The organism is Rhodanobacter sp. FW101-FHT13A11 (assembly GCF_058790335.1).
Genome location: NZ_JBYTCN010000007.1, coordinates 166584 through 187942 on the forward strand (window position 1 = coordinate 166584; position 21359 = coordinate 187942).

The 21359-nt window shown below is 62.9% G+C and carries 18 protein-coding genes; 15 read left to right on the forward strand and 3 right to left on the reverse strand.

Annotated elements, in window-relative coordinates; genetic code table 11:
- The first annotated feature begins 52 nt into the window (after window positions 1–52).
- The 8 genes from AC3WRN_RS10065 to AC3WRN_RS10100 all read left to right on the forward strand — a co-directional run bounded on the left by AC3WRN_RS10065 (window position 53) and on the right by AC3WRN_RS10100 (window position 11053).
- Window positions 53–1468, forward strand: coding sequence for a TolC family protein (locus AC3WRN_RS10065; RefSeq protein WP_007509092.1), 1416 nt, complete (start codon window positions 53–55; stop codon window positions 1466–1468).
- A complete protein-coding gene (locus tag AC3WRN_RS10070; protein WP_007509090.1) occupies window positions 1465–2514 on the forward strand; it encodes an efflux RND transporter periplasmic adaptor subunit in 1050 nt (349 codons plus the stop codon). Before AC3WRN_RS10065 ends, AC3WRN_RS10070 begins: the two co-directional genes overlap by 4 nt.
- Entirely contained in the window at window positions 2511–5645 is a 3135-nt protein-coding gene (locus tag AC3WRN_RS10075) for an efflux RND transporter permease subunit (protein WP_007509087.1), read from the forward strand. The genes AC3WRN_RS10070 and AC3WRN_RS10075 overlap by 4 nt, the downstream gene beginning before the upstream one ends.
- 5 nt (window positions 5646–5650) lie before the next feature.
- On the forward strand, window positions 5651–6331 hold the full coding sequence (locus AC3WRN_RS10080; protein ID WP_007509085.1) for a response regulator transcription factor: 681 nt from the start codon (window positions 5651–5653) through the stop codon (window positions 6329–6331).
- Window positions 6332–6356: 25 nt separating this feature from the next.
- Complete coding sequence (locus tag AC3WRN_RS10085; protein ID WP_231381761.1) at window positions 6357–7565, forward strand: sensor histidine kinase; 1209 nt, start codon at window positions 6357–6359, stop codon at window positions 7563–7565.
- 84 nt (window positions 7566–7649) lie between these two features.
- Window positions 7650–8831 (forward strand): MFS transporter, encoded by a 1182-nt coding sequence (locus tag AC3WRN_RS10090; protein ID WP_492622860.1) that lies wholly within the window; start codon window positions 7650–7652, stop codon window positions 8829–8831.
- 90 nt (window positions 8832–8921) lie between these two features.
- Window positions 8922–9323, forward strand: coding sequence for a GtrA family protein (locus AC3WRN_RS10095; RefSeq protein WP_007509079.1), 402 nt, complete (start codon window positions 8922–8924; stop codon window positions 9321–9323).
- A 95-nt stretch (window positions 9324–9418) separates the two neighbouring features.
- Window positions 9419–11053 (forward strand): ArnT family glycosyltransferase, encoded by a 1635-nt coding sequence (locus AC3WRN_RS10100; RefSeq protein ID WP_027485181.1) that lies wholly within the window; start codon window positions 9419–9421, stop codon window positions 11051–11053.
- A 57-nt stretch (window positions 11054–11110) separates the two neighbouring features.
- Here the strand turns inward: AC3WRN_RS10100 and AC3WRN_RS10105 are convergent, their stop codons facing one another.
- A complete protein-coding gene (locus tag AC3WRN_RS10105) occupies window positions 11111–11419 on the reverse strand; it encodes a hypothetical protein (RefSeq protein ID WP_043795550.1) in 309 nt (102 codons plus the stop codon).
- Window positions 11416–12579 (reverse strand): tyrosine-type recombinase/integrase, encoded by a 1164-nt coding sequence (locus AC3WRN_RS10110; RefSeq protein ID WP_027485182.1) that lies wholly within the window; start codon window positions 12577–12579, stop codon window positions 11416–11418. The genes AC3WRN_RS10105 and AC3WRN_RS10110 overlap by 4 nt, the downstream gene beginning before the upstream one ends.
- 168 nt (window positions 12580–12747) lie before the next feature.
- On the opposite strand from AC3WRN_RS10110, the gene AC3WRN_RS10115 reads away from it, so the two are divergent.
- From AC3WRN_RS10115 to AC3WRN_RS10125, 3 genes are all read left to right on the forward strand, one after another.
- Window positions 12748–13752 (forward strand): DNA-binding protein, encoded by a 1005-nt coding sequence (locus AC3WRN_RS10115; RefSeq protein ID WP_081666560.1) that lies wholly within the window; start codon window positions 12748–12750, stop codon window positions 13750–13752.
- A gap of 331 nt (window positions 13753–14083) precedes the next feature.
- Complete coding sequence (locus tag AC3WRN_RS10120; protein WP_235642045.1) at window positions 14084–14704, forward strand: SEC-C domain-containing protein; 621 nt, start codon at window positions 14084–14086, stop codon at window positions 14702–14704.
- Between the two features lie 165 nt (window positions 14705–14869).
- Window positions 14870–15151, forward strand: a complete 282-nt coding sequence (locus tag AC3WRN_RS10125; protein ID WP_492622861.1) for a helix-turn-helix domain-containing protein — start codon at window positions 14870–14872, stop codon at window positions 15149–15151.
- 203 nt (window positions 15152–15354) lie between these two features.
- Here the strand turns inward: AC3WRN_RS10125 and AC3WRN_RS10130 are convergent, their stop codons facing one another.
- Window positions 15355–16338, reverse strand: a complete 984-nt coding sequence (locus tag AC3WRN_RS10130; protein WP_068091467.1) for a DNA-binding protein — start codon at window positions 16336–16338, stop codon at window positions 15355–15357.
- 209 nt (window positions 16339–16547) lie between these two features.
- On the opposite strand from AC3WRN_RS10130, the gene AC3WRN_RS10135 reads away from it, so the two are divergent.
- From AC3WRN_RS10135 to AC3WRN_RS10150, 4 genes are all read left to right on the forward strand, one after another.
- The gene (locus AC3WRN_RS10135) at window positions 16548–17669 is read left to right on the forward strand and encodes a tyrosine-type recombinase/integrase (protein ID WP_492622862.1); all 1122 of its coding nucleotides are present in this window, start codon (window positions 16548–16550) and stop codon (window positions 17667–17669) included.
- A 624-nt stretch (window positions 17670–18293) separates the two neighbouring features.
- Entirely contained in the window at window positions 18294–19649 is a 1356-nt protein-coding gene (locus AC3WRN_RS10140) for a carbohydrate porin (RefSeq protein WP_492622863.1), read from the forward strand.
- A 31-nt stretch (window positions 19650–19680) separates the two neighbouring features.
- On the forward strand, window positions 19681–21057 hold the full coding sequence (locus AC3WRN_RS10145) for an NRAMP family divalent metal transporter (RefSeq protein ID WP_027483921.1): 1377 nt from the start codon (window positions 19681–19683) through the stop codon (window positions 21055–21057).
- The gene (locus AC3WRN_RS10150) at window positions 21054–21251 is read left to right on the forward strand and encodes a hypothetical protein (protein WP_043795149.1); all 198 of its coding nucleotides are present in this window, start codon (window positions 21054–21056) and stop codon (window positions 21249–21251) included. The genes AC3WRN_RS10145 and AC3WRN_RS10150 overlap by 4 nt, the downstream gene beginning before the upstream one ends.
- Window positions 21252–21359 lie beyond the last annotated feature (108 nt).

A 21359-nucleotide genomic window follows, 5' to 3' on the forward strand; every position in this document is an offset into this window, starting at 1 on the left:
CACGATGCCCTTTCCCTCGAAGGAACCGACTGATCTCCTGCGCGGAAGATTCATGAATAAGCACGCTACACGCCTCCTGGTCATCGGACTGACGCTCGGTTTGACCGCCTGCGCAAGCTATCGGCCACGACCGCTGGAACCGGCCACCACCGTCGCTGCCTTCGAGCAACGGTCGCTGCGCGATCCGGGGCTGCAGGTGTTTCTGCAACGCCATGACGCCACGCCGACCACGACCACGACGCCATCCTCCTGGGATCTGCGCTCCCTCACGTGGGTGGCTTTGTACTATCAGCCGGATCTTGATGTGGCGCGCGCGAAATGGCGCGTTGCCGAGGCGGCGGTGATCACGGCCGGCGCCCGTCCGAATCCGACGTTGGATTTCACCAATCAGTACAACGTCGATGCACCCGCTGGCGTCGGGCCCTGGACGGTGGGCCCGACGCTCAATGTGCCGATCGAGACGGCAGGTAAGCGCGGCGACCGGATTCGACAGGCGCAGCAACTGGCCGAAGCGGCACGCTTGAATATCGCGGAGACCGCGTGGCAGGTACGCCGTCGCGTGCGCAGCAGCTTGCTTGGCGTGTATCCCACCGTGCCCTTGCTGCGTCGACAACAGGAGCGACAAGCGGAGCTGGTCAGGTTGATCGAACGGCGCACGGCAACCGGGGAGGCATCGCAACCGGAGCTCACCCAGGCACGCATCACGCTCAACCAGCTCAGCTTGAATCTGCAGGAGGCGCAGAAGCGTCTCGCAGAAAACCGGGTGCAGTTGGCCTCGGCCCTGGGCCTGCCCGTGAGTGCGCTTGATGGCATCACGCTGTCGCTGACGGCGTTCGAGCAGGTACCACCCCTGAGCGCGCTGCCGTCGCATGACGTGCGACGGCAAGCGCTGCGGGATCGACCCGACGTCCGCGCGGCACTGGCGGACTACGAAGCCAGTCAGGCCGCGTTGCAAGGCGAAGTGGCGAAACAATATCCCGACATCACGCTCGGTCCGGGCTTTCTGTGGGATGCCGCACAGGCCAAGTGGTCGTTGGGGTTGTCACTGGTACTGCCGTTGCTCAACCACAATCAGGGCCCGATCGCCGAAGCCCGAGCGCGTCGTCAGCAAGCGGCCGCCAACTTTCTTGCCGTGCAAGCGCAGGCGATCGGCGAAGTCGATCAGGCGCTGGCCGGTTATCGCCAGGTCGTCCGCAAACTCGCCACGGCCGATGCCTTGCTGGCGGCCCAACGCAAGGCATCCCTTTCCGCCGAAGCGCTGTACCGGGCGGGCGAAACGGATCGGTTGAGTCTGATCGGCGCCCAGGTGGAATTGGCCGCGGCCGAACTGGCCCGTCTCGATACCCTCCTGCAGGCCCAGCAATCGCTGGGCGCGCTCGAAGATGCCATGCGGCACCCCTTGGGTGCACTTGCGACCGACATTCATACCCTTGAAAACGCGCCCCGCATGCAGGATTCCCAGCCATGAACAAGAAATCCATTCTCGCGGCCCTTCTGGGTGCCATCGTGCTGGCGCTAGCGGTCTGGGGATTCCTGGCCGGCCAGAAGGAGCGTGCTACGGAGGCCCAGCGCGAGACACCGGTGAAGGCGCCGTCGCGCGTCTCGCAAGTGCAGGATCTGACGGCGGTCACGCTGGATGCCGCGGATCAAAAGCAGAGTGGGATCGTCGTGGTCACGCCACAGTCCATGGCCCATCGTCCGATGCTGCAGACGTTCGGTACGGTGCTGGATGTGGCGGATCTGATCGCGTTGCGCAACGCCGACGTCGCCGCCCAGGCCCAGGCGGACAAAGCCGACGCCGCGCTGCAGGCTTCCCACGCCGAATACCAGCGACTGCAGTCGTTGCATCGTGACGAACGGAACATTTCCGACAAGGCCTTGCAGGCGGCCGCCGCGGTGTGGCATGCCGACCAAGCCGCGTCGCGGGCAGCGCAAGCCGCGCTGACCGCCGCGCAACAGACCGCGAGCCAGCAATGGGGCGACGTCCTGGCGAAGGCGGCGGCCGCGAATACGTCGTTGTTTACGCGTCTGGCCACCCGCCAGCAAGTCCTCGTCCAGGTGGTGCTGCCCGCGGTCACCGCACTCGCCCCCCCTGTCCAGGCGCGCGTGCAGACCGTCAACGGGGACTTTCACGCCGCCACCTTGATCTCGCCCGCGCCACGCACGGACCCCCGTTTGCAAGGGCTCAGTTTCTTCTATGCCGTGTCCGCTGAGGGTCTCCTGCCTGGCATGGCGATCACCGCGTATCTACCCTCGGGCACGGTGGTCCAGGGAACGATGATTCCCGGCTCGGCGGTGGTGTGGTGGCAGGGTCGCTCGTGGGTCTATAGCCGCAACCAGCCCGATCGTTTTGTGCGCCATGCGCTGCCGGTCGACAACCCGGTGGACGGTGGCTGGTTCGTGGCCCAGGGATTTGCGCGGGGCGAACCGATCGTGGCGACGGGCGCGCAACTGCTGCTGTCGGAAGAGCAGCGTTCACGCATTGCCGTCGGTGAAGACGGAGACAAGCAATGAGGCAGGACGCACCGGGTCTGCTGGCGGCGATCGTCCGCTTCTCGTTGCGGTTTCGCGGCGTGGTGCTGGTGCTGGCGGGCATCCTGATCGTCTATGGCGCGCTCACGCTGTCGCGCAGCAAGTACGACGTGTTTCCTGAATTTGCCCCGCCGCAGGTGTCGATTCAGACCGAAGCCCCGGGGTTGGCGCCTGAACAGGTGGAGGTATTGGCGACCCAGCCGATCGAGAACGCGATCAACGGTCTGCCGGGACTGCAGGCGCTGCGCTCGCAATCGATCCAGGGCTTGTCGGTGATCACTATCACCTTCAATCCGGGCAGCGACATCTATCGGGATCGGCAGAATCTCGGGGAACGTCTCGGCGCGCTCGCCACCCAGCTGCCGCAAGGCGTGCAGGTGCCCGTGATGTCGCCGCTGACCTCTTCCACCAGTGTGGTGCTGGATATCGGTCTGACCTCCGACAAGCGATCACTGATGGAGCTGCGCACGCTGGCCGACTGGACGCTGAAACCGGCGTTGCTGGCGGTACCGGGCGTCGCGAAGGTCGCGGTGTTCGGCGGTGACACCAAGGAATACCAGGTCCAGATCCGCCCGGAGCAATTGCTCAAATACAATCTCGCGGTTGACGACGTCCTGACGGCGGCGCGGCGGGCCACGGGGGTGCGTGGTGCCGGTTTCATCGACACGCCCAATCAGCGCATCGTCCTGCAGAGCGACGGTCAGGCGCTCGCCGTGCAGGAGATCGCCGGTACCATCGTGCGGCATCAGGCGGGCGGCAATGTCACCTTGGGCGATGTCGCGCAGGTGGTCGTCGCGCCGGAGCCGCCCATCGGAGCGTCCTCGGTCATGGGCCATCCGGCTGTGCAACTGGTGATTTCCGAGCAATACGGCGCCAATACGCTTGTCGTGACTCAGAGCGTGGAAAAGGCGTTGGCCAGCATGAAGTCCGGTCTGACCGCGCAGGGCATCACCCTGCATGCCGATCTGTTTCGTCCGGCCAATTTCATCACGACCGCAACCGGCAACATCAAGTCCTCGCTGCTGATCGGCGGCGTGCTGGTCGTGATCGTGCTGATGCTGTTCCTTTACAACCTGCGCACGGCCGCGATCTCGCTGGTGGCGATCCCGTTGTCGCTGCTCGCCGCCGTGACGGTGCTGGAATACTTCGGCTTCAGCCTCAACACTATGACCTTGGGTGGATTGGCCATCGCCATCGGTTTGCTGGTGGACGATGCGGTGATCGTGGTGGAGAACATCTACCGCCGACTGCGCGAGAATCGCCATGCCGAGGTACCGCGTCCCGTCTTCGCGGTGCTGCTGGACGCCTCGCTGGAAGTGCGCAGCGCGGTGGTCTATGCGACGCTGGCGATCGCGCTGGTATTCATTCCCGTGCTGACCATGTCGGGCATCGCCGGCCGTCTGTTCGCGCCGTTGGGCATTGCCTATGTGCTGGCGACACTCGCCTCGCTGCTGGTGGCCATGACGGTCACCCCAGCCTTGTGCTACTTGCTGTTGGCCAACCGCCCGTTGCCGGAACGCGAGGCTCCCTTGGTGCGTTGGACCAAGGACCGGTATCGCGGCGTGCTGTTGCGGGTAGAGACCAGCTACCGTGCGGTCATGACCGTGGTCCTCGTGCTGACGCTGATGGCGGTGGCGGCGCTGCCGTTCTTCGGGGGCGGCTTTCTGCCGGAGCTGCGTGAGGGCCATTTCATCGTCCACATGTCGGCGGTGCCGGGAACCTCGCTGCAGGAGTCGATCCGTATCGGCAACCATGTGACTGCCGCGCTGCTGAAGCTGCCCTTCGTTCGTTCGGTGGCGCAGAACGCGGGACGTGCCGAAAAGGCGGATGACACGTGGGGCACGCAATACAGCGAATTCAACGTCGATCTCAAACCTCTCAGCGGCGATGCCGCCGAAGCGGCCGTCTCGGATATTCGCAAGGCGCTGGCACCGTTTCCCGGCGTCAACTTTGCGGTCAAGACCTTCCTGACGGAACGTGTCGAAGAAACCCTGTCGGGCTTTACCGCCGCCGTGGCGGTCAATATCTACGGCAACGACCTGGACACACTCGACACCAAGGCGGCGGACGTCGCGAAAATTCTGGGGCAGCTGCCTGGCGCAGCGGATGTCCAGGTGCAGTCACCGCCGGGGACGCCGCAGTTGGTGGTGCGCCTGCGCAAACAAGCGTTGGCCCGCTGGGGGTTCGATGCCGTGACAGTGCTCGATGCCATCCGCACCGCGTATCAAGGCGACCAGGTCGGTCAGGTCTACGACGGTAACCGCGTGTTCAATGTCTCAGTCATCCTCGCGCCTCAACAACGCGGAAAGGTGGCCGAAGTGGGGGCATTGCCGATACGCAACGCCGCCGGCACGTATGTCCCGCTGAAGGAACTGGCCGACATCTACGAAGATGCGGGGCGCTACGTCGTGTTGCACGACGGCGCCCGACGCGTGCAGACCGTGACCGCCAATGTGAGCGGGGGCAACGTGTCGGCCTTTGTCGCCGCCGCCAAACAACAGATTGCCGCCAAGGTCGCGCTGCCGCCCGGCAGCTACGTGGAGTTTGGTGGTGCAGCGGCGGCGCAGAGCCAGTCCACGCATGATCTGCTGATCAACTCACTGATCGCCGGTGTCGCCATCGTCTTGTTGTTGTTCATGGTGCTCGGCAGCATGCGCAGTTTGTTGCTGGTGCTGGCCAACCTGCCGTTCGCGCTGGTCGGCGGCGTGCTGGCGGTGTTCGCCACCGGCGGCGGCCTTTCCATCGGCTCGATGGTGGGCTTCGTCACCCTGTTTGGCATCACCTTGCGCAACTCGATCATGCTGCTGTCGCACTACGACCATCTGGTCAACGTCGAAGGCATGACCTGGGGGCCGGAGGCCGCCCTGCGCGGCGCGCAAGAACGCCTCTCGCCCATTTTGATGACGGCGCTGGTCACCGCCTTGGGGCTGCTTCCACTGGCGATTGGCAGTGGTGCTCCGGGTCGCGAGATCGAGGGACCGATGGCGCTGGTCATTCTCGGCGGGCTGGTTACCAGCACGGCGCTCAATCTGCTGGTGCTGCCCACGCTGGCCCTGCGTTACGGTCGTTTCCAGCGCGATACGCCGGAAGACGCCAACCCCGCGGTGGCCTAACGATCATGTTGCGCGTGCTGCTCATCGAAGACAATCGCGACTTGGCCACCACTCTGTGGGATTACCTGGAGTTGCATGGTTTCGCGGTGGATCATGCCTACGACGGCATGACCGGGTTGCGTCTGGCGTTGACGGGCACGCACGATCTGATCGTGCTGGATCTGGGGCTGCCACGTCTGGATGGCCTGGAGGTCTGCCGTCATCTGCGCGCTGCCCAGCACGACATGCCGGTGTTGATGTTGACGGCCCGCGAGACCCTGGACGACAAGCTGCGCGGTTTCGCCGAGGGTGCGGACGATTACCTGGTCAAACCGTTCGCTATGAAGGAACTGGTGGCGCGGCTGCATGCGCTGCATCGACGCGTGCAGCCCCTGCTCGGTGCGCCCCTGCAGGTCGCTGATCTCGAATACGATGCCGCTCGTTTTCGGGTTCGCCGTGGGGGTGTTTCCGTCACGGTGACCCGTGCCGGCCTGCGCCTGCTGGAGGTGTTGATGCGTCGCTCGCCGCTCGTGGTGAGCCATGCGGATTTGGCACGGGCGCTGTGGGGCGAGGCGGTGGGTGACCCCAATGCCATGCGCACGCACCTGCATGCCCTGCGGCAAGCGATCGACAAACCCTTCGAGAAACCCCTACTGCACAGCGTGCATGGTATCGGCTACCGTTTGGCGGATGACGATGCGTCCTAGATTCACTCTCCGCACCCGGATTATCTTGGCGTTCCTCGCCTTCGGCGTGGTGTTGTCCAGCTTGTTCGCCGCCGTGGCCCTCACCTCGATGGCCGACTTCGAACGCATCCTGATGACGGAGTTGCTGCAGGTCGAAACCAGCAACCTGATCGCACACCTTCACATTCAACCCAGTACGCCCCTACCAGCCTCGCAGCGGATCTATGCGTATGTGAGCCGAGTGAGCGATCGCCATGATGTACCCGCAGAAATGGCCGGCCTGCCACCGGGGACACACATACTGGATCGCGAAGGGAATCGGGAAACCTATGTCGCCGTCTCGGACGACGGCGCACAGCGGCTGTACTTCGTCATCGATCTGAGCGACATCGCCCAGCGCGAAGTTTTCCTGCGCTGGTTGATGGCCGGTGTCATCCTGATCGGCACGCTAGTCTCAGGCGCGCTGGGCCTTCTCCTGGCCGGTCGGCTGATTGCCCCGGTTCAGCGACTGGCGCAATGGGTCGAGGCATCGGCGCCGCCCCGTCGTGATAACCGGCTTCGTACCCACTTCGCCAATGACGAGGTCGGTGCATTGGCGGTCGCCTTCGAGCACTACCAGGCACGTTTGGATGCGTTCCTGACGCGCGAACGGGAGTTCACCGCAGACACCAGTCATGAATTGCGTTCACCGCTGTCGGTGATACAGGCAAGCGTCGATCTACTGGCGGAAGACCCCACGGTAAGCCTTCCCGGCCAACGTGCCATCGAGCGGGTGCGGCGGCGTACCACTGAATTGACCGATCTGCTCGATGCACTGCTTTACTTGGCCCGTCACGAGACGGACATGGCGATCGTTGCCGAACCTGTTCCGGTGTGGGCCATATGGCAACACCTCGTCGACGAGCAGATGCAGGCCACGTCGACGTCGGTGAAATTGCACGGCGATGCCAGCGTCACCGTGCTGGCTCCCCCACGTGCCGCATCGTTGGTGTTTGGGCAATTGCTACGCCGAGCGGTCGAACTTTCGAATGGGGCCGCGGTATCCGTTGCCATTACCTCCGCGGGCATCGAACTCAGCCCCTGGCCGGAGGCTGGTGAGAAGACGCCGCCGAATGTCGACCAACAGCGGTCCGACAATGGCTTCGGGTTGACCTTGATCAGTCGTCTATGCGAACGGTTGGGATGGACGGTGCGCTGGCCACAGCAGCCCGGTGAGCCGTTGACGCTCACCTTTGCGGACTCCAACCATGCATGACGGCCGCCCCGATACGTCACAGACCGCCGCTGACTCGGGAAAGAGGGACCCATGGGACCCCATCCCGTTCGTTGAACGCGAACGATGAGGCCAACCGTTTCCAAGACCGTCATCGTGCTCGGCGTCGTGAGCTTTCTCAACGAACTGTCGTCGCAGATCGTTGCACCGCTGATCCCGCTGTTGCTGGTCACGACGTTGGGTGCGGGTCCGGTGGCGATGGGCCTCGTCGATGGCGTGGCGGATGCGGTCGCCAGCGGGTTTCGTTTGTGGGCCGGTCGTCGCTCAGATGTGCGTGGGCGCCGGCGCAAGATCTTCGTCATCATGGGCTATGGTCTGTCGAGCATCGCGCGACCGCTCGTGGGACTGGCGCTCAACTGGCCGATGGTGCTGTTGCTGCGCAGTCTCGACCGCGTCGGCAAGGGGGTGCGTGGTGCCCCCCGCGATGCGTTGGTGGCCGATGCCACGCCGGCGGCATTGCGGGGGTATGCGTACGGCATCAATCGCGCCTTTGATTACGCCGGCGCGGTCGGCGGCAGCCTGATCGCTGCGGCGGCATTGCTGTGGATCAGCCATCGCATCAGCGTGGTCATCATGCTATCGGCCATTCCCGCGGCCCTCGCGCTGGTGGTTTTGATGACTCTCGTCAAGGATGTGCCGGCGAAAACGATCAAGCCAGGAACGGCGCCAGCGCCTTTGCGCTGGCGTGCGTTGACCGTTCCATCGCGGCGTTTCCTGACCGTCTTCATGCTTTTTGCCTTCGCCAGTGCGTCGGAGAGTTTCATTCTGTTACGTGCTCACGAAATCGGTATGGGCAATGTCCAGGTGCTTCTGCTTTGGGCCGTGTTGTGCGCTGTGCAAGCAGGGGTCGCCTGGCGTGCCGGAAAGGTTTCCGACCGTTTCAACAAAGTCGGGGTCGTGACCTTCACCTGGTTGGCCTACGGCGTGGGCTTGCTGCTGTTCGCGTTCGTGGAAAATATCCTGGGCCTGTGGATCGTCGTGATCGTCTATGCGTTGCTCAGCGGCGTCGGCGAAGGCGCGGAAAAAACGCTGGTCAGCACCTTGGCGACGGAAGCTGACCGCGGTACCGCCTTCGGGTGGTTCACGATGATTTCGGGGTTGGGAGCCATCCCTGCCGGGTTGATGTTCGGCGTCATTTGGCAGCAGTCCACCGCAGGTATCGCGTTCGGGGCGTTCGGCGTCCTGGCCATCGTGAGCGCGGTACTGTTGTGGGTGATCTTGCCGACACGGCGTGCGGCAACTATCTGAAGGATGGACAGCGTGCTTATTCAATCGGCTATCTCCAGCAAACATGCGACTGCTCTCTCGTCGCGTCAACACTCAATGAGTTATTCAAGCATGTCTATCAGATCGATCGCCTTGAATGAGGGCGTCCGCCGAACCTTTTTCTTCTTCCTCGCGGGCGGTACTGGATTCCTGCTCTATCTGTGCATTTCGATGGTCTTGCATTATGTGTTTCACGTCGGCGAGGTCGTTTCAGCGATCTGCGGAACGTTACTGCCCATTCCGCCGACATTCTGGATGCAGCGCCGGCTTACATTTCAAAGTGATGCGCCGAAGCGACAGGCACTCCCACGCTATGCGGCGCTCCAGCTGGGCAATGCGGCACTCGTTTCGGGGCTCACCGCATGGGGGACAACCATGGGATTGTCGGGAGGTCTGATCTTTCTCATTGCAGGAATCACGGGCGCTTTGATTTCCTATGTCGTCCAGTCAAAGCTGGTGTTTCACAGCCACTGATACGGTAATTGCATCGACCGAATGCGTTCGGTCGATGTAGTGCACTTTGGTGCGCATTTTCCGCCGCACCATGTCTCCCATTAGCTGGTTGTCTTATGTCATTCCGTTCAAACCGTTTCGACGCGCTGCGCATGCTGTGGCCCTGGCTCCCCCTGTGGATGGCTGTCGCGTTGGTCGCGATCTTCATGCACGGCCCGATGCCGATGTATTCCACCCGTACGCTCGCGGTGGCGTGGGACATGTGGCATCGGCACAGCTTCATCGTGCCATCCCTCAACGGCGCGCCTTACAGCGACAAACCGCCCATGCTGTTCTGGCTGATTCATGTGGGATGGGCTGTCGGAGGCGTGGGCGACGTCTGGCCCCGTGTGCTCGAAGTTTTGATGGGGGCTGTCGAGTTGGTGCTTGCCACCGTGCTCGCACATCGTTTGTTCCCCGAACGCGCGGCGGTCGCGCGAACGACTCCATGGGTGTTATTCGCCTTCAGCTATGCGTTCTTGTTCGGCCTGCAAACCATGTACGAAGTGCTGCTTGCCGCCAGTGTTCTTGGTGCCTTGGTCAGTCTTGCCCCGAGCTCGCGTCGTGAAGCGCCTTGTTTCATCGGATTCGCACTGGCGATCGGCGTGGGGTTGCTTACCAAAGGCCCGGTGATGCTGTTGCACGTCGCCTTTCCCTGGTTACTGGGTCCACTGTGGAATGACTGGGCGCGGCGTGAATCACGGCGGTGGTACGCCGGCGGTCTGCTCGCTGTACTGACCGGATGCGGCATGCTGCTAGCGTGGGCGCTCACGGCCGCCTCGATCGGTGGCCCCACCTATCGCGAGCAATTGCTGTTCCACCAGACGGCAGGGCGCGTGGTGGAAGCGTTCGCGCATGCGAAACCGCTCTGGTGGTACCTGCCGCTACTGCCGCTGTTGGTGTTTCCGTTCGCGCTATGGCCGAGGCTGTGGTTCGCACTAGGGGCCCTGCGGCGTCCGTTCGAACCAGGACTGCGTTTCGTGTTCGCTTGGCTGGGTCCGGTGTTACTGGTGTTCTCGCTGATCAGCGGCAAGCAGCCGTATTACCTGTTGCCGGAATGTGCGGGTTTCGCCTTGCTGTTCGCCGCCGCCGTGGCTCGGAAACATGCTCCTCCGGGAAGGAGCCGTTGGCTCGGTCCGTGGCCGTTGGCATTCTTGTCCGTGGGAGCTGGTCTGTCCCTGTTTGCACTTCCGCAGCTCATTGCGCGCGGGGTAGTCCGTGATCCGCAGCTCGCCACGCTGGGGGCTTTCAGCAGCGCGTTCGGCGTGTTCTATATTTTGCTCGGTGGCCTGCTTCTGCCAAGAAGGGGCGAGTTGCACCGCATTGCTTTGGTGGGCCTTGTGGGTGCCGTCGCCGCCAACGGTCTATTCACGCTCACCTGGTGGCCGGCTTTCGATCTCAAGCCGGCGGCGGTGTTACTGGCACGTGCCGAAGCTCAGGGCAGACCCATCGCCAATGTGGAAACGTACGACGGTCAGTTCGACTTTCTGGGCCGATTGACACGGCCCATGACGCAGCTGTCCGAAGGCGAGTCGGTGCAAGTGTGGGCAAAGGCACATCCCCGAGGATGGATCGTGAGCTACCCAGCCACGGTGACATCTCTCGATCGACGTATAGCTCTTTATGTACAGCCGTTTCGTGGCGTGTGGTTGACCATATGGCCAGCCAGCGAATTGGCCGCCGGCCGCGAAGGCCTGCCGAAGGCGAACTAAACAACCGCACCCTTTGGACGAATTTTCCAACTGAACCCGGTTGAAAAAAGCACGCTATCAAATTTTCAAATAATCATCACACGCGGTGATGAGTTCTCGCAGTGTCGGCTCATCCGCATCAGGACGGGCCGCCAGCAGGGCGCGAAGTTCCCCAATCTGTTTATTGTCTGGAATCAGTTCGGACGGACTTTCCCACATCCAGTCGATCACGATCGGCAAAAGTTGGGTGGCAGACAACGTGGCCACTTCATGCCGGGTGGGTACATACATGCCCGCCCGAAAAACGGGGCTATCCAGCCCATGACTTTCCCTGGCCGCCTTGAAAGCACTGGCGGGCATGCCGAAACGATCGTCGGGGTCAGTCATGGCAGGTCTCCTTCTCTTTGCTGCGAGGCGTCGGCTCGCGTTCTCGTTGTGCTTGCATGCCGTGAATCTTCTTCTGCGTGGAGGTAAATCGATGTCGTGCCGATCGAGCTGTGGCGAAGATTCTGCTGGATGTGGTGGATCGGTGTTCCGTCTTCGGCCTGATGCGTGGCGGCCGTATGCCGTAGCCAATGAGTCGACGCCCGCCGCACTCGGGAGGCTTTGGCGGCATCTTCCTTTTGGAGCGTATCCGCAACATGCCGGAAGGTGGCCTTGACGATCTGATAGATCGCCGTGGGAGTGAGCGCAGAAGCGCGGCCGGCGATCCCCAGAATGGCCGGTATCTTGCCATTGTCGGCCGGCGCGGGCGGCAACCCATGGAAGCCGCGATAGCGCGCGAAATCCTCCATGAGATGGTCGCTGAGGGGGATCTGACCCTCGACGCCGCCTTTGCCCACGACATGGAGCCACCACCGACCACGAACGCGCTGGAAATCGCTCTCGCAGGCCGCGGCGGCCTCGGAAGCCCGTAAAGCCGTTTCGTACAGGAAACGCAGTACCCAACGAGCGCGTTCGTAGCGTTGGCAATCCCGGTTCGTCGACCGTGGCCAACCGTCGATGCTGTGAAGCACGTCGTCCCAAAGGGATCGGTCCAGATAGCGCTCGATAGCACGGGGCATCCCGCGACGCGCCCGTCGCCGCTGCAGCACAAACGGACTGCCGGCGAGATAGCCGGCGCGTACGAGATAGTTGAACAGCCCTGCGAGGATGCCCAAGGCCTGACGTCGGCTGCGCTCGGCCAATGGTCCCGTGAACAGGCGCCGATGCTCACCACGACGGGCCAGACTGTCGTCGCACCAAGTGGCGGGCGGATGGCAGAGAAATGCTTCGTAGGCGATCACATCCTCGCGGGTGAGGCTCGACACCGGCTTGCCACGTATTTGCGTGGCCCAGAGCAGCAGCCGTTCTGCCTCCTTGCGGTAGCTGCGAAAGGTATGGGGCGAGTCGTGATATTCCGCCAGCCACAGGCCGATCGCCGCCACGTCGTCATTGGCCGCAATCTGTCGGGCCACGTTCGCCGGAGCACGGTTGGTTCCGGCGCATCCCGACAGGACAGGAGGCAGGGCCTGGGGTACGGCGAGGCTCAAAGGATGTTCAGTCATGCTTTCCGATGTCCAATGCCGCGGGACCACCAGCGTACTGCTGAATTACTTTCGATTATAGGGATTATCGTAAATTTCAAGGATAAATCATTACAAGTATAACGTAATACTGTAATATACATTTATCATGTCCTTCTAATTCGACCCTCCGAGCGACTGGAACTACCCATGAGCCGTGTCAGCGATACCCGCCAACGTACCCGTGAAGCCGCTGCCCAGCTCGTTGCCGGCGGCAAACGACCCCACGAAATCACCGTCGACCAGATCTATGCGGCCATCCAGCAGGGCAGCCGAACCACCATCAATGATGAGTTGAAGTTGTGGAAGGACGAGCGAACGAAGGTCGATGCACTCGGAGCGGATTTGCCACCTGCGGTGGCCGACGCCATGCGATCGCTTTGGGTCGCCGCTGTGGAACAGGGAGAGCGGACGTTTGCCGAACAGAGGGAAGCGCTGGAAGCGGAGTTGACCTCCACCCAAAGTGAACGCGATGAAGCCGCGGCATCGCGCGATGCAGCGATGGTCGATGAACAGCAACGAAGGCAGCAAGTCGCCCAACTCGGCGAGCAACTAGATGAACTGCAGCAGCACTTGGTCGCTGAAAGTGCGACCAAAAACGATGCGCTGGGCCAAGTCCACGCGTTGCAGCAGGAAATCGCCAGTTTGCGTACGGAGTCCATGCGTCAGCAGGAAACAGCAGCTGCGGCCCGGGAGAAGCAAGCCACCGAATTTCAGGCTCGTCTTGCCGAGCGTGACCTGGCCTTTCAGACCGAACTCGGTACCGCCACCCAGCGACTGGAAGCGGCGCAGGACCACATGCTCCGGCAGATCGACGAAGCACGCGAAGGGCAACGTCACGCTGAAAGGGCGCTGGCCAAGGCTCAGCGGCGACATGAGGAGCAGCAAACGGAGCTTACCGAATTGCGTTTGCGCTACCGCGAACAGCTTCAAAAGCTCGAACAACAGCGCGCACAGATCGAAGCTCTCAAGAACGAACGGCAGACTTTGACGCGGCAAGTGCTGTCGAACCGCGGGCAAATCGATGGGATGGAACTGGCGTTGCAGTTGCTGGCTGCCAAGGCCGCGGGTACAAAGAAAAGTACCGACGATACGCGCAAACCTGCCCAGCGGAAGAGACGTGTGGACTCCAAGAAGAGCGCCAAAGGGCAGTGACAAAGAGGCTTTTCAATGCCTCTGGCTTCAGCGCCCCGGGAGTTGTTCAGCGTAAGCCGCCAGTTCCGTAAGCGTTGCCGATTCGTCTTGGGCGGAAAGCCAGACGCCGTCGGCCAACTCGCGGTGAAGGAAGATCGATTGATTCTCCGTCCAACCAACTGACCGAACCATATCGTTGGGCAGTTCGATAAGCCACGAACCGTCTATTCGTCGCAGCACAGCCGTTGTTGGATGGGGCATGAGACTGGCTCCGATAGTGAAGGGCTTGGCCCAATTTTACCTCCGCGCGATCCCCAGCATGGGGTCACCCTCGACTTTGGAATCTGCTTGCTTGAAAACCACGACGCCCCCGCATATCACCCGACATATCCAACAACTGATCGCGAAAGTGGTTCCGGGGGGAAACCCTGCCTATCTAACGGTTCAACCCGACGCCGACGCCGTGGTCAACGAATGCTTCCCAAATGTGGCGGCCAAGATCTCGCGTGCCGGTGGACGTATGCTATGCGGCTGGCAGATATGGGAGTGGCCGCATGTGATGGTCGAGGCGGAGTTTCATGCCGTCTGGGTTGCGCCCGAGGGGCAGCTCGTCGACATCACACCCAAGCCGCACGGAGAGGCTGCGATCTTGTTCGTACCCGACGCACGTCGCACGTATACCGGTGTTGTTGTTGATAACGTCAGGTTGCCGGTACGAGACGACTTGCTCGTTCGCCACTTCATCAAGGCGTCCGAGGCCATCGTCCAGGTGATGAATCGTGGCGAGCGCACCGACCAATACGGGCAGATCAGCGTTCCAGCGCATGAAATCGAGCCGCTGATGAGGGCGCAGAGCTTTCTTGGTCAGTCCATTTCAGCGGGCCTCCGCGACCACGACTCTTGTCTGTGCGGGAGGGGCGGCAAGTACAAGCGCTGTCATGGGCCTGGCTTCGAGCGCCTCTTCAATGAGTAGCTTTGGTGTGATTACTGCCTAGATACTCGCGTCAACACAGCTACTTAGCTGCATTTCTGCGAAGATATCCAGAATCCCGGCTATACCTCCAATGGATACTGAGTACTGCATCCCCGCGCCTAGACTGGCGCCAAGACGTTCTTGAGCTAACTCCTTGGGCTGAAATTGTTTTTCAGCCGGAGTGTCCTATTTTTACGCGTATCTCGGCCGGACCCCACCTTGAGCCGCAAAGCCTGCGCGACGTACCTCGGGGTCTCACCGCGCACGGTGCGGCAATGGGAGACCGGACGCCACCGCGTGCCATGGTCTGCCGTACGGCTGCTGCGTCTGTCGCGTTGTGGCGACCTTGGCGCATTGTCCGATGAATGGGCTGGCCGGACGATCAACCGCCCGGGTATTCATGCACCGGCTGGCCGGACGTACCGCGAGCGCGACATGCGGTGGTGATGGCTGACCTGTGCGAGCAGGCGCGTCTGTTCCGCGAGGCCTATGACCGCGAGAGGCTCTCAGCCACCCTCTTCTTCTGTTACTGCTTGGATGGGGTTGAGCCGAGATACGTGTAATTTTGATAAGTAGAAGTCATATTCTCTTTTGAAATCATAGAGATAGATTACTTCTCCTTGCACTCTCTACCTGTTCCTGTCCCGTCCTCATTTTTGCTTGGATTGACGGCGTTTGTGGGCCATAGTCAACTGGTTCTCTGCGGCCACTGCGCGGGCTTCCGCTGACTGAAGTGCCGCCTTCAAGCCGCTGACCTGTCCCCGCGCGCCAGCCAGCTCCAAGGCAAGCTGATCGCGCTCGCCCGTGATGGTGGCCACCGCCGCCAAGCGCGCTTCGCCCTCCGCCAATTCCCGGCGAAGACGCGCCATGTCCAGTCGCAATTCCGTGAGGCTGGTCTGCTGGTCTTCGCTACGTTGCCGCAGCTTGGCCAATTGCTGCTCTGCATGCCGCTGTCCTTCCCGCGCGGCATCGGTTTCTTGCAGCATGCGGGCCTGAGCGGCCTCCATGCGCTCGTTGGATTTATCCCGTTCCACCTGAAACGCAGCGTCGCGGGCGGCAATGGTCGCCTGGAATTCGGCGGTCAATCGGTCGTGAGCCTGCAGTGCGGCCTCTCGTTGCTGAGCCATGTCGGTGCGAACGGCCGCCACTTCGTGCTGCAAGGCTTGGACTTGGCCAAGGGCATCGCGCTTGGCCTCGGTTTCCCGGGTGAGCTGCTGCTGCACCTCGATGCCTTGCTCGCGTAGCTGACTGACCTCGTGCTGCAGCTGATGAACCGTGGCCTGTGCCGCATCCCGTTCGACAGCAACGTCATCGTACGCGCGCCTCTGTGCTTCCAGATCGGATTCCAGCGCCTGACGGTGCTCGTTGAAGACCTTCTCCCCCTGTTCTACGGCGGCCACCCAGAGTGAGCGCATGGCATCGGCGATCGCCGGCGGTAGATCGGCGCCGACCGCATCGGCCTTGGCTCGTTCGTCCTTCCACAACTTCAACTCGTCGTTGATGGTGGTACGGCTGCCCTGCTGGATGGCGGCATAGATCTGGTCGACGGTGATTTCGTGTGATCGTTTGCCGCCGGCGACCAGTTGGGCCGCGGCCTCACGAGTACGTTGACGGGTATCACTGACACGGCTCATGGCGGCTCCCGTCGCTCGGAGGGTGAATTTCGCGGAACACCTGATGTGTATATCACAGTATTACGTTACATGCATAACGATTTAATCAGGAATTTTACGATAACTTCCATAATCGAATGTCTTTTGGCTGTACGCTACGTTTCCCATGGCGTCAGACATCGGAAAGCATGACGGAGCCTGCAGCGAACCTTCTAGCGTTGCCCCAAGCCTTGCCGCCCACCCTGTCGGGATGCGCTGGCGCCAATCGCGCCTCGGCCAGCGTGGCGCGGCAGATCGCCGCCAACGACGACGTGGCCGCGATCGGCCTGTGGCTGGCGGAATATCACGACTCGCCGCATACCTTCCGCAGCTATCGCAAAGAGGCCGAACGCTTGCTGCTTTGGGCCACGCAAATCCGTGGCAAGCCGGTGTCGAGTCTCACCCGCGAGGATGTGATCGCTTATGAGGCGTTTCTTGCTCAGCCCCCTGCGACCTGGTGCGACGCCGGTCTCGCCCGTCGCGGCGAGCATCGGCGACTGTTGGTCGGTCCGTTGGCCGAGCGCAGCCGTCGCCAGGCCTTGGGCATTCTTGCGGGACTGTTCAATTACCTCGTGCGTGCCGGCTATCTCGCGGGCAGTCCGTTCGTCCTGCAGCGACAACGGGCACGCCGAGGCACTCGACGCACGATCGAACGCTACTTGGACCGTGCCATCTGGGAAGAGGTGTTACGCGTCGTCGACGATTGGCCGCAGGACTCCATGCGGGAACGGCAACGCTACGAACGCGCTCGCTGGGTGCTTCGCTTCCTCTATGAAACCGCACTACGAGCCGCCGAAGCCGCGGCCGCCAACGAAAACGATTTCCAACCTATCCGTGGGCGGTGGTGGTTGCACACCGTGGGGAAAGGTGGCGTCGAAGGCACCGTCCCCCTGAGCGACGGTCTCATGGACGACTTCGCACGCTATCGGCGCTTCCACGGCTTGCCCGCGTTGCCTTCGGGCGACAGCAACATCCCGGCCATTCTTGGCATCGCCGGACGATCGTCCCCGCTGACGCCCACGGCGGTCTACCAGATCGTCAAGGACACCTTCCGGCGCGTAGCCGAGACACTGCAACAGCAGGATGAGGCCAAGGCCACACGCGTGCGCCGCGCCTCGACGCATTGGCTGCGGCATACGGCCGCCACGCACCAGGCCGAGGATGGCACTCCGATCCACCACATCCAGCAGAACCTGCGTCATAGCTCCATCGGCACGACGTCGATCTATGTTCATGCAGAAGAAGATGCACGACATGCCAGTACTACGAAAACACGCATCGGGACCTCGGTGCCTCGCGGAGAGATGCCATGACTGACCCCGGCGATCGCTTTGGCATGCCGGTGAGCGCATTGAAGTTTGCTCTCTGACACGACTGCCAGCTGCAATCGACCGCGCCGTTAGCCGAACGGCATCACCCAAATCTTCCCTTCCCGGGCAATGATTCCATCGCCGTGACACAAATATCGTTGACTTCAACGTCAAGGGCAATTAGCGTACGCGTGCCCGGCGGATCGCCCGCGGGCATTTATTTGCTGCATCCGAGACCCATGGACATCTATCCGAGTACCAACGCAGTGATCGCGCCATCGGCGCCGGTTGCTGCCGAGGTTCAGCCCAACGTGTACACATCCCGCGCACCGGTCGCGGGCGGGCACTCCTGACGTCCCGCTCGCCCCCCGGTCTGCGGACTGGAGGCGAGCCATGCTCCTGCTTACCCTTCTACTGCCATCCTCGCGCGCACCGCGCGCTGCGCCGGCACGTCCGCCGCTGCACCCGGCGGGCGTGCCCCCGCGTCCGCTGCTCATCCAACACTGGCAGCGTCTGCCCGGCGAGACGCGTCTGCGCGCCCGCTGGCTGACCTCGCGCTGACATTCCCTTCCCCCACGCTGGCGCCCGCGGCCGTCGCTGCTGGCGCTCTTGCCAAAGATCGATCGCATGACGCGTTTGCCTACATCCAAACTGTTCGTACTTCTGCTACTGGGCCTCGGCGCCCTGGTCACGCGCGCGCATGCCGACAGCGGAAGCGCGCCACCGCTATTCGTGCCGCAGTTGCTGGATGCTCAGGTCAGCTACGTGGCGCAGAAGCTCGACCGCATGCATTCTGCCTATACCGGCCCGCTCAGCCTGCCGGCTGGCGGTGACCAAGCGCTATCGCGCACGTTCGGTGCCTATCTGGGCATGCGGCTGCCGGCGCATCTGGCCTTCTATCTGGATGGCGAGCTGTTCACCGGTGGCGGCATCAACAAGGGCACCGGCCTGGCCGGTTACGTCAACGGGGATGTGGTGCGCGCAGGTCCCGGCTCGGGCGGCAAGCAGCGACCGTACATCGCGCGCGCCTACCTCGATTGGAATCTGCCTTTGGGCACCAACAGCGCTCCGATGGCGCGGGCGCAGGATCAGCTTCCTGGCACGCTGGCCACCCAGCGGATCGAGCTCAAGCTGGGGCGGCTGGCTCTGGCCGATGACTTCGACAAAAACCGCTACGCCAACGATACCCGCCACCAGTTCATGAACTGGGATTTCATCAACGCGGCGTCCTATGACTATGCCGCCGATACCCGCGGCTACACCGACGGCTTCATCGTCGCGTGGGTCCAGCACCACTGGACGTTGCGTTACGGCGTGTACCAGATGCCGCTGCAGGCCAACGGTCAGGCGCTGGCCGGGCCACTGGACCGAGCCCGTGCCGAGCAGGTGCAGCTGTCGCTGCACCCGTTCGGCAGTGACGGCTTCGCGTTGCGCCTGCTGGCCTTCCGCAACATCGCCAAGATGGGCAACTACGCGCAGGCGCTGGCGCTCGCCGCCGCCAGTGGCGCTACGCCGGACATCGCCGCCGACGGTCGCTACGGCCGCCGCAAGCACGGCTACGTGATCAATGCCGAGCTGCCACTGGCCGACGACGGCGACACCGGGCTGTTCGCGCGTTGGGGCTGGAACGACGGCCACACTCAGTCGTTCGCCTACACGGAGGCCGAGCGCGCGCTGAGCGCGGGGGCGCAGCTGTCCGGCGCGCACTGGCGCCGCTCCGAGGACCGTATCGGCATCGCGTTCGACCTCAACGGCCTAGCCAGCGCGCATCGCGCCTACCTCGCCGCAGGCGGCTGCGGCTTCCTGCTGTGCGACGGCGCGTTGGACTACGGCCGCGAACGGGTGATCGAAGCCTACTACCGCCTACAACTCGGTCACTACTTGCAGCTGAGCCCGGACCTTCAGTGGATCGTCAACCCCGGCTACAACCGCGCGCGCGGCCCGGCGCGGGTGGTCGGCCTGCGCCTGCACCTGAGCCTCTGATACTTCTTCGATACCCACAGGAAGCCTGACCATGTCTGTGCCAGATATCTCCGTACCACACGCCAGCGCCGCGGCCCGCGCAGGCCTGCAGCAGCGTATCCGCGACCGCCTGCACCTGGCGACACTGCGCCGGCGCCCTGCCACGCCGTGGAACCGGCTGGTACTGGCCTTCGCCCTGATCGGCCCCGGCCTGCTGGTGATGCTGGGCGACAACGACGCCGGTGGCGTGCTGACCTACGCGCAGACCGGCGCAGCCTATGGGCTGGGCCTGTTTCTGCCGCTGATGTTAGTGCTCGGCTTCGTCGCCTACGTGGTGCAGGAGATGACCATCCGCCTGGGCGCTGTGACGCGGCGCGGCCACGCCGAGCTGATCTGGAAGCGCTACGGCCCGTTCTGGGGCATCTTCTCGCTGGTCGACCTAGTACTAGCCAACATCCTGACCTTGGTCACCGAGTTTCTGGGCATCCGCATCGGCGGCGAGGCGTTCGGCATTCCGTATGGGCTGAGCGTGCCGCTGACGCTGGGCTTCGTGGTGATGACGCTGGTGTTCCTGCGCTACTGGGCGTGGGAGCGCATCGCGCTGTTCATCGCCGCGCTCAACCTGGTGTTCGTGCCGCTGGTGCTGATGGCACACCCGCATTGGGATGCTGTGGCGCGAGCGTTCGCAGGCTCGGGCTGGGTGCTGCCCGGCGGCGTGCTGTCGGCGACCTTCCTGATCCTGCTGTCAGCCAACATCGGAACCAGCATCGCGCCGTGGCAGCTCTTCTTCCAGCAGTCCTGCGTGGTCGACAAGGGTCTGCTACCGAAGGACATCCCGGCCAGCCGACGCGACCTGATGCTCGGTGTGGGCGGCATGGTACTGGTGGCGATCGCGGTGATCGTGCTCGGCGCGGTAGCGCTGTCGGGACTTCCCGATGCGAAGAACCTTACGACCGAGGCAGTGCTGTCCGCGCTGCAGCAGCGCTTAGGCGAGACGGCTATGAAGCTGTTCGCGCTGGGCCTGATCGAAGCCGGGCTGATCGCCACCATCGTGATCACCGCCAGTACCGGCTGGGCGATCGGCGAGGCGCTGGATCTACCACGCTCGCTCAACGCGTCACCCGGCCAGGCATGGCGCTTTTATGCCCCGGCGGTGATGGGCACGGTGGTCGCAGCCGGCGTGGTGCTGTTCCCGAACCTGCCGATCGGCTTCCTCAACCTCAGCGTGCAGGTGATCGCCACGGTGTTCATGCCGGCGGCGATGCTGTTCCTGCTGATGCTGCTCAACGATCGTGAGCTGATGGGTGAGCATGCCAACGGGCCGGTGCGCAACGCACTGTCAGTCGCGATCATGCTCGGGCTGATCGCCTGCAACGTCCTGTATGGCCTGGTCACCGTATTTCCGCATATCTTTGGAGGCAACCCATGAAAGACCTTAACGAGTACACGCCCGAGCAGGTGCAGGCGCTGCTGGCCGAGGAAGGCTGGCATGACGAGCTGCCGCCGGTGCATCGCTTGCAGCTGACGCCGTGGCAGCAGTGGGTGTTCTGGGGGTTGCGCATCTACGTGGTGGTGATGTGCGTCATTGTGCTGTGGGCGTTCACCGCCGGCGTGCACGCCTGAGAGTGGTCGGCATGCCAGTACGACGCGGGCACGCGCTTCGTTGACCCCGCCCGACAATCACTCATGATGCCCTAGCCTGATGATCATCTGCGACCACATCGGCTCGAT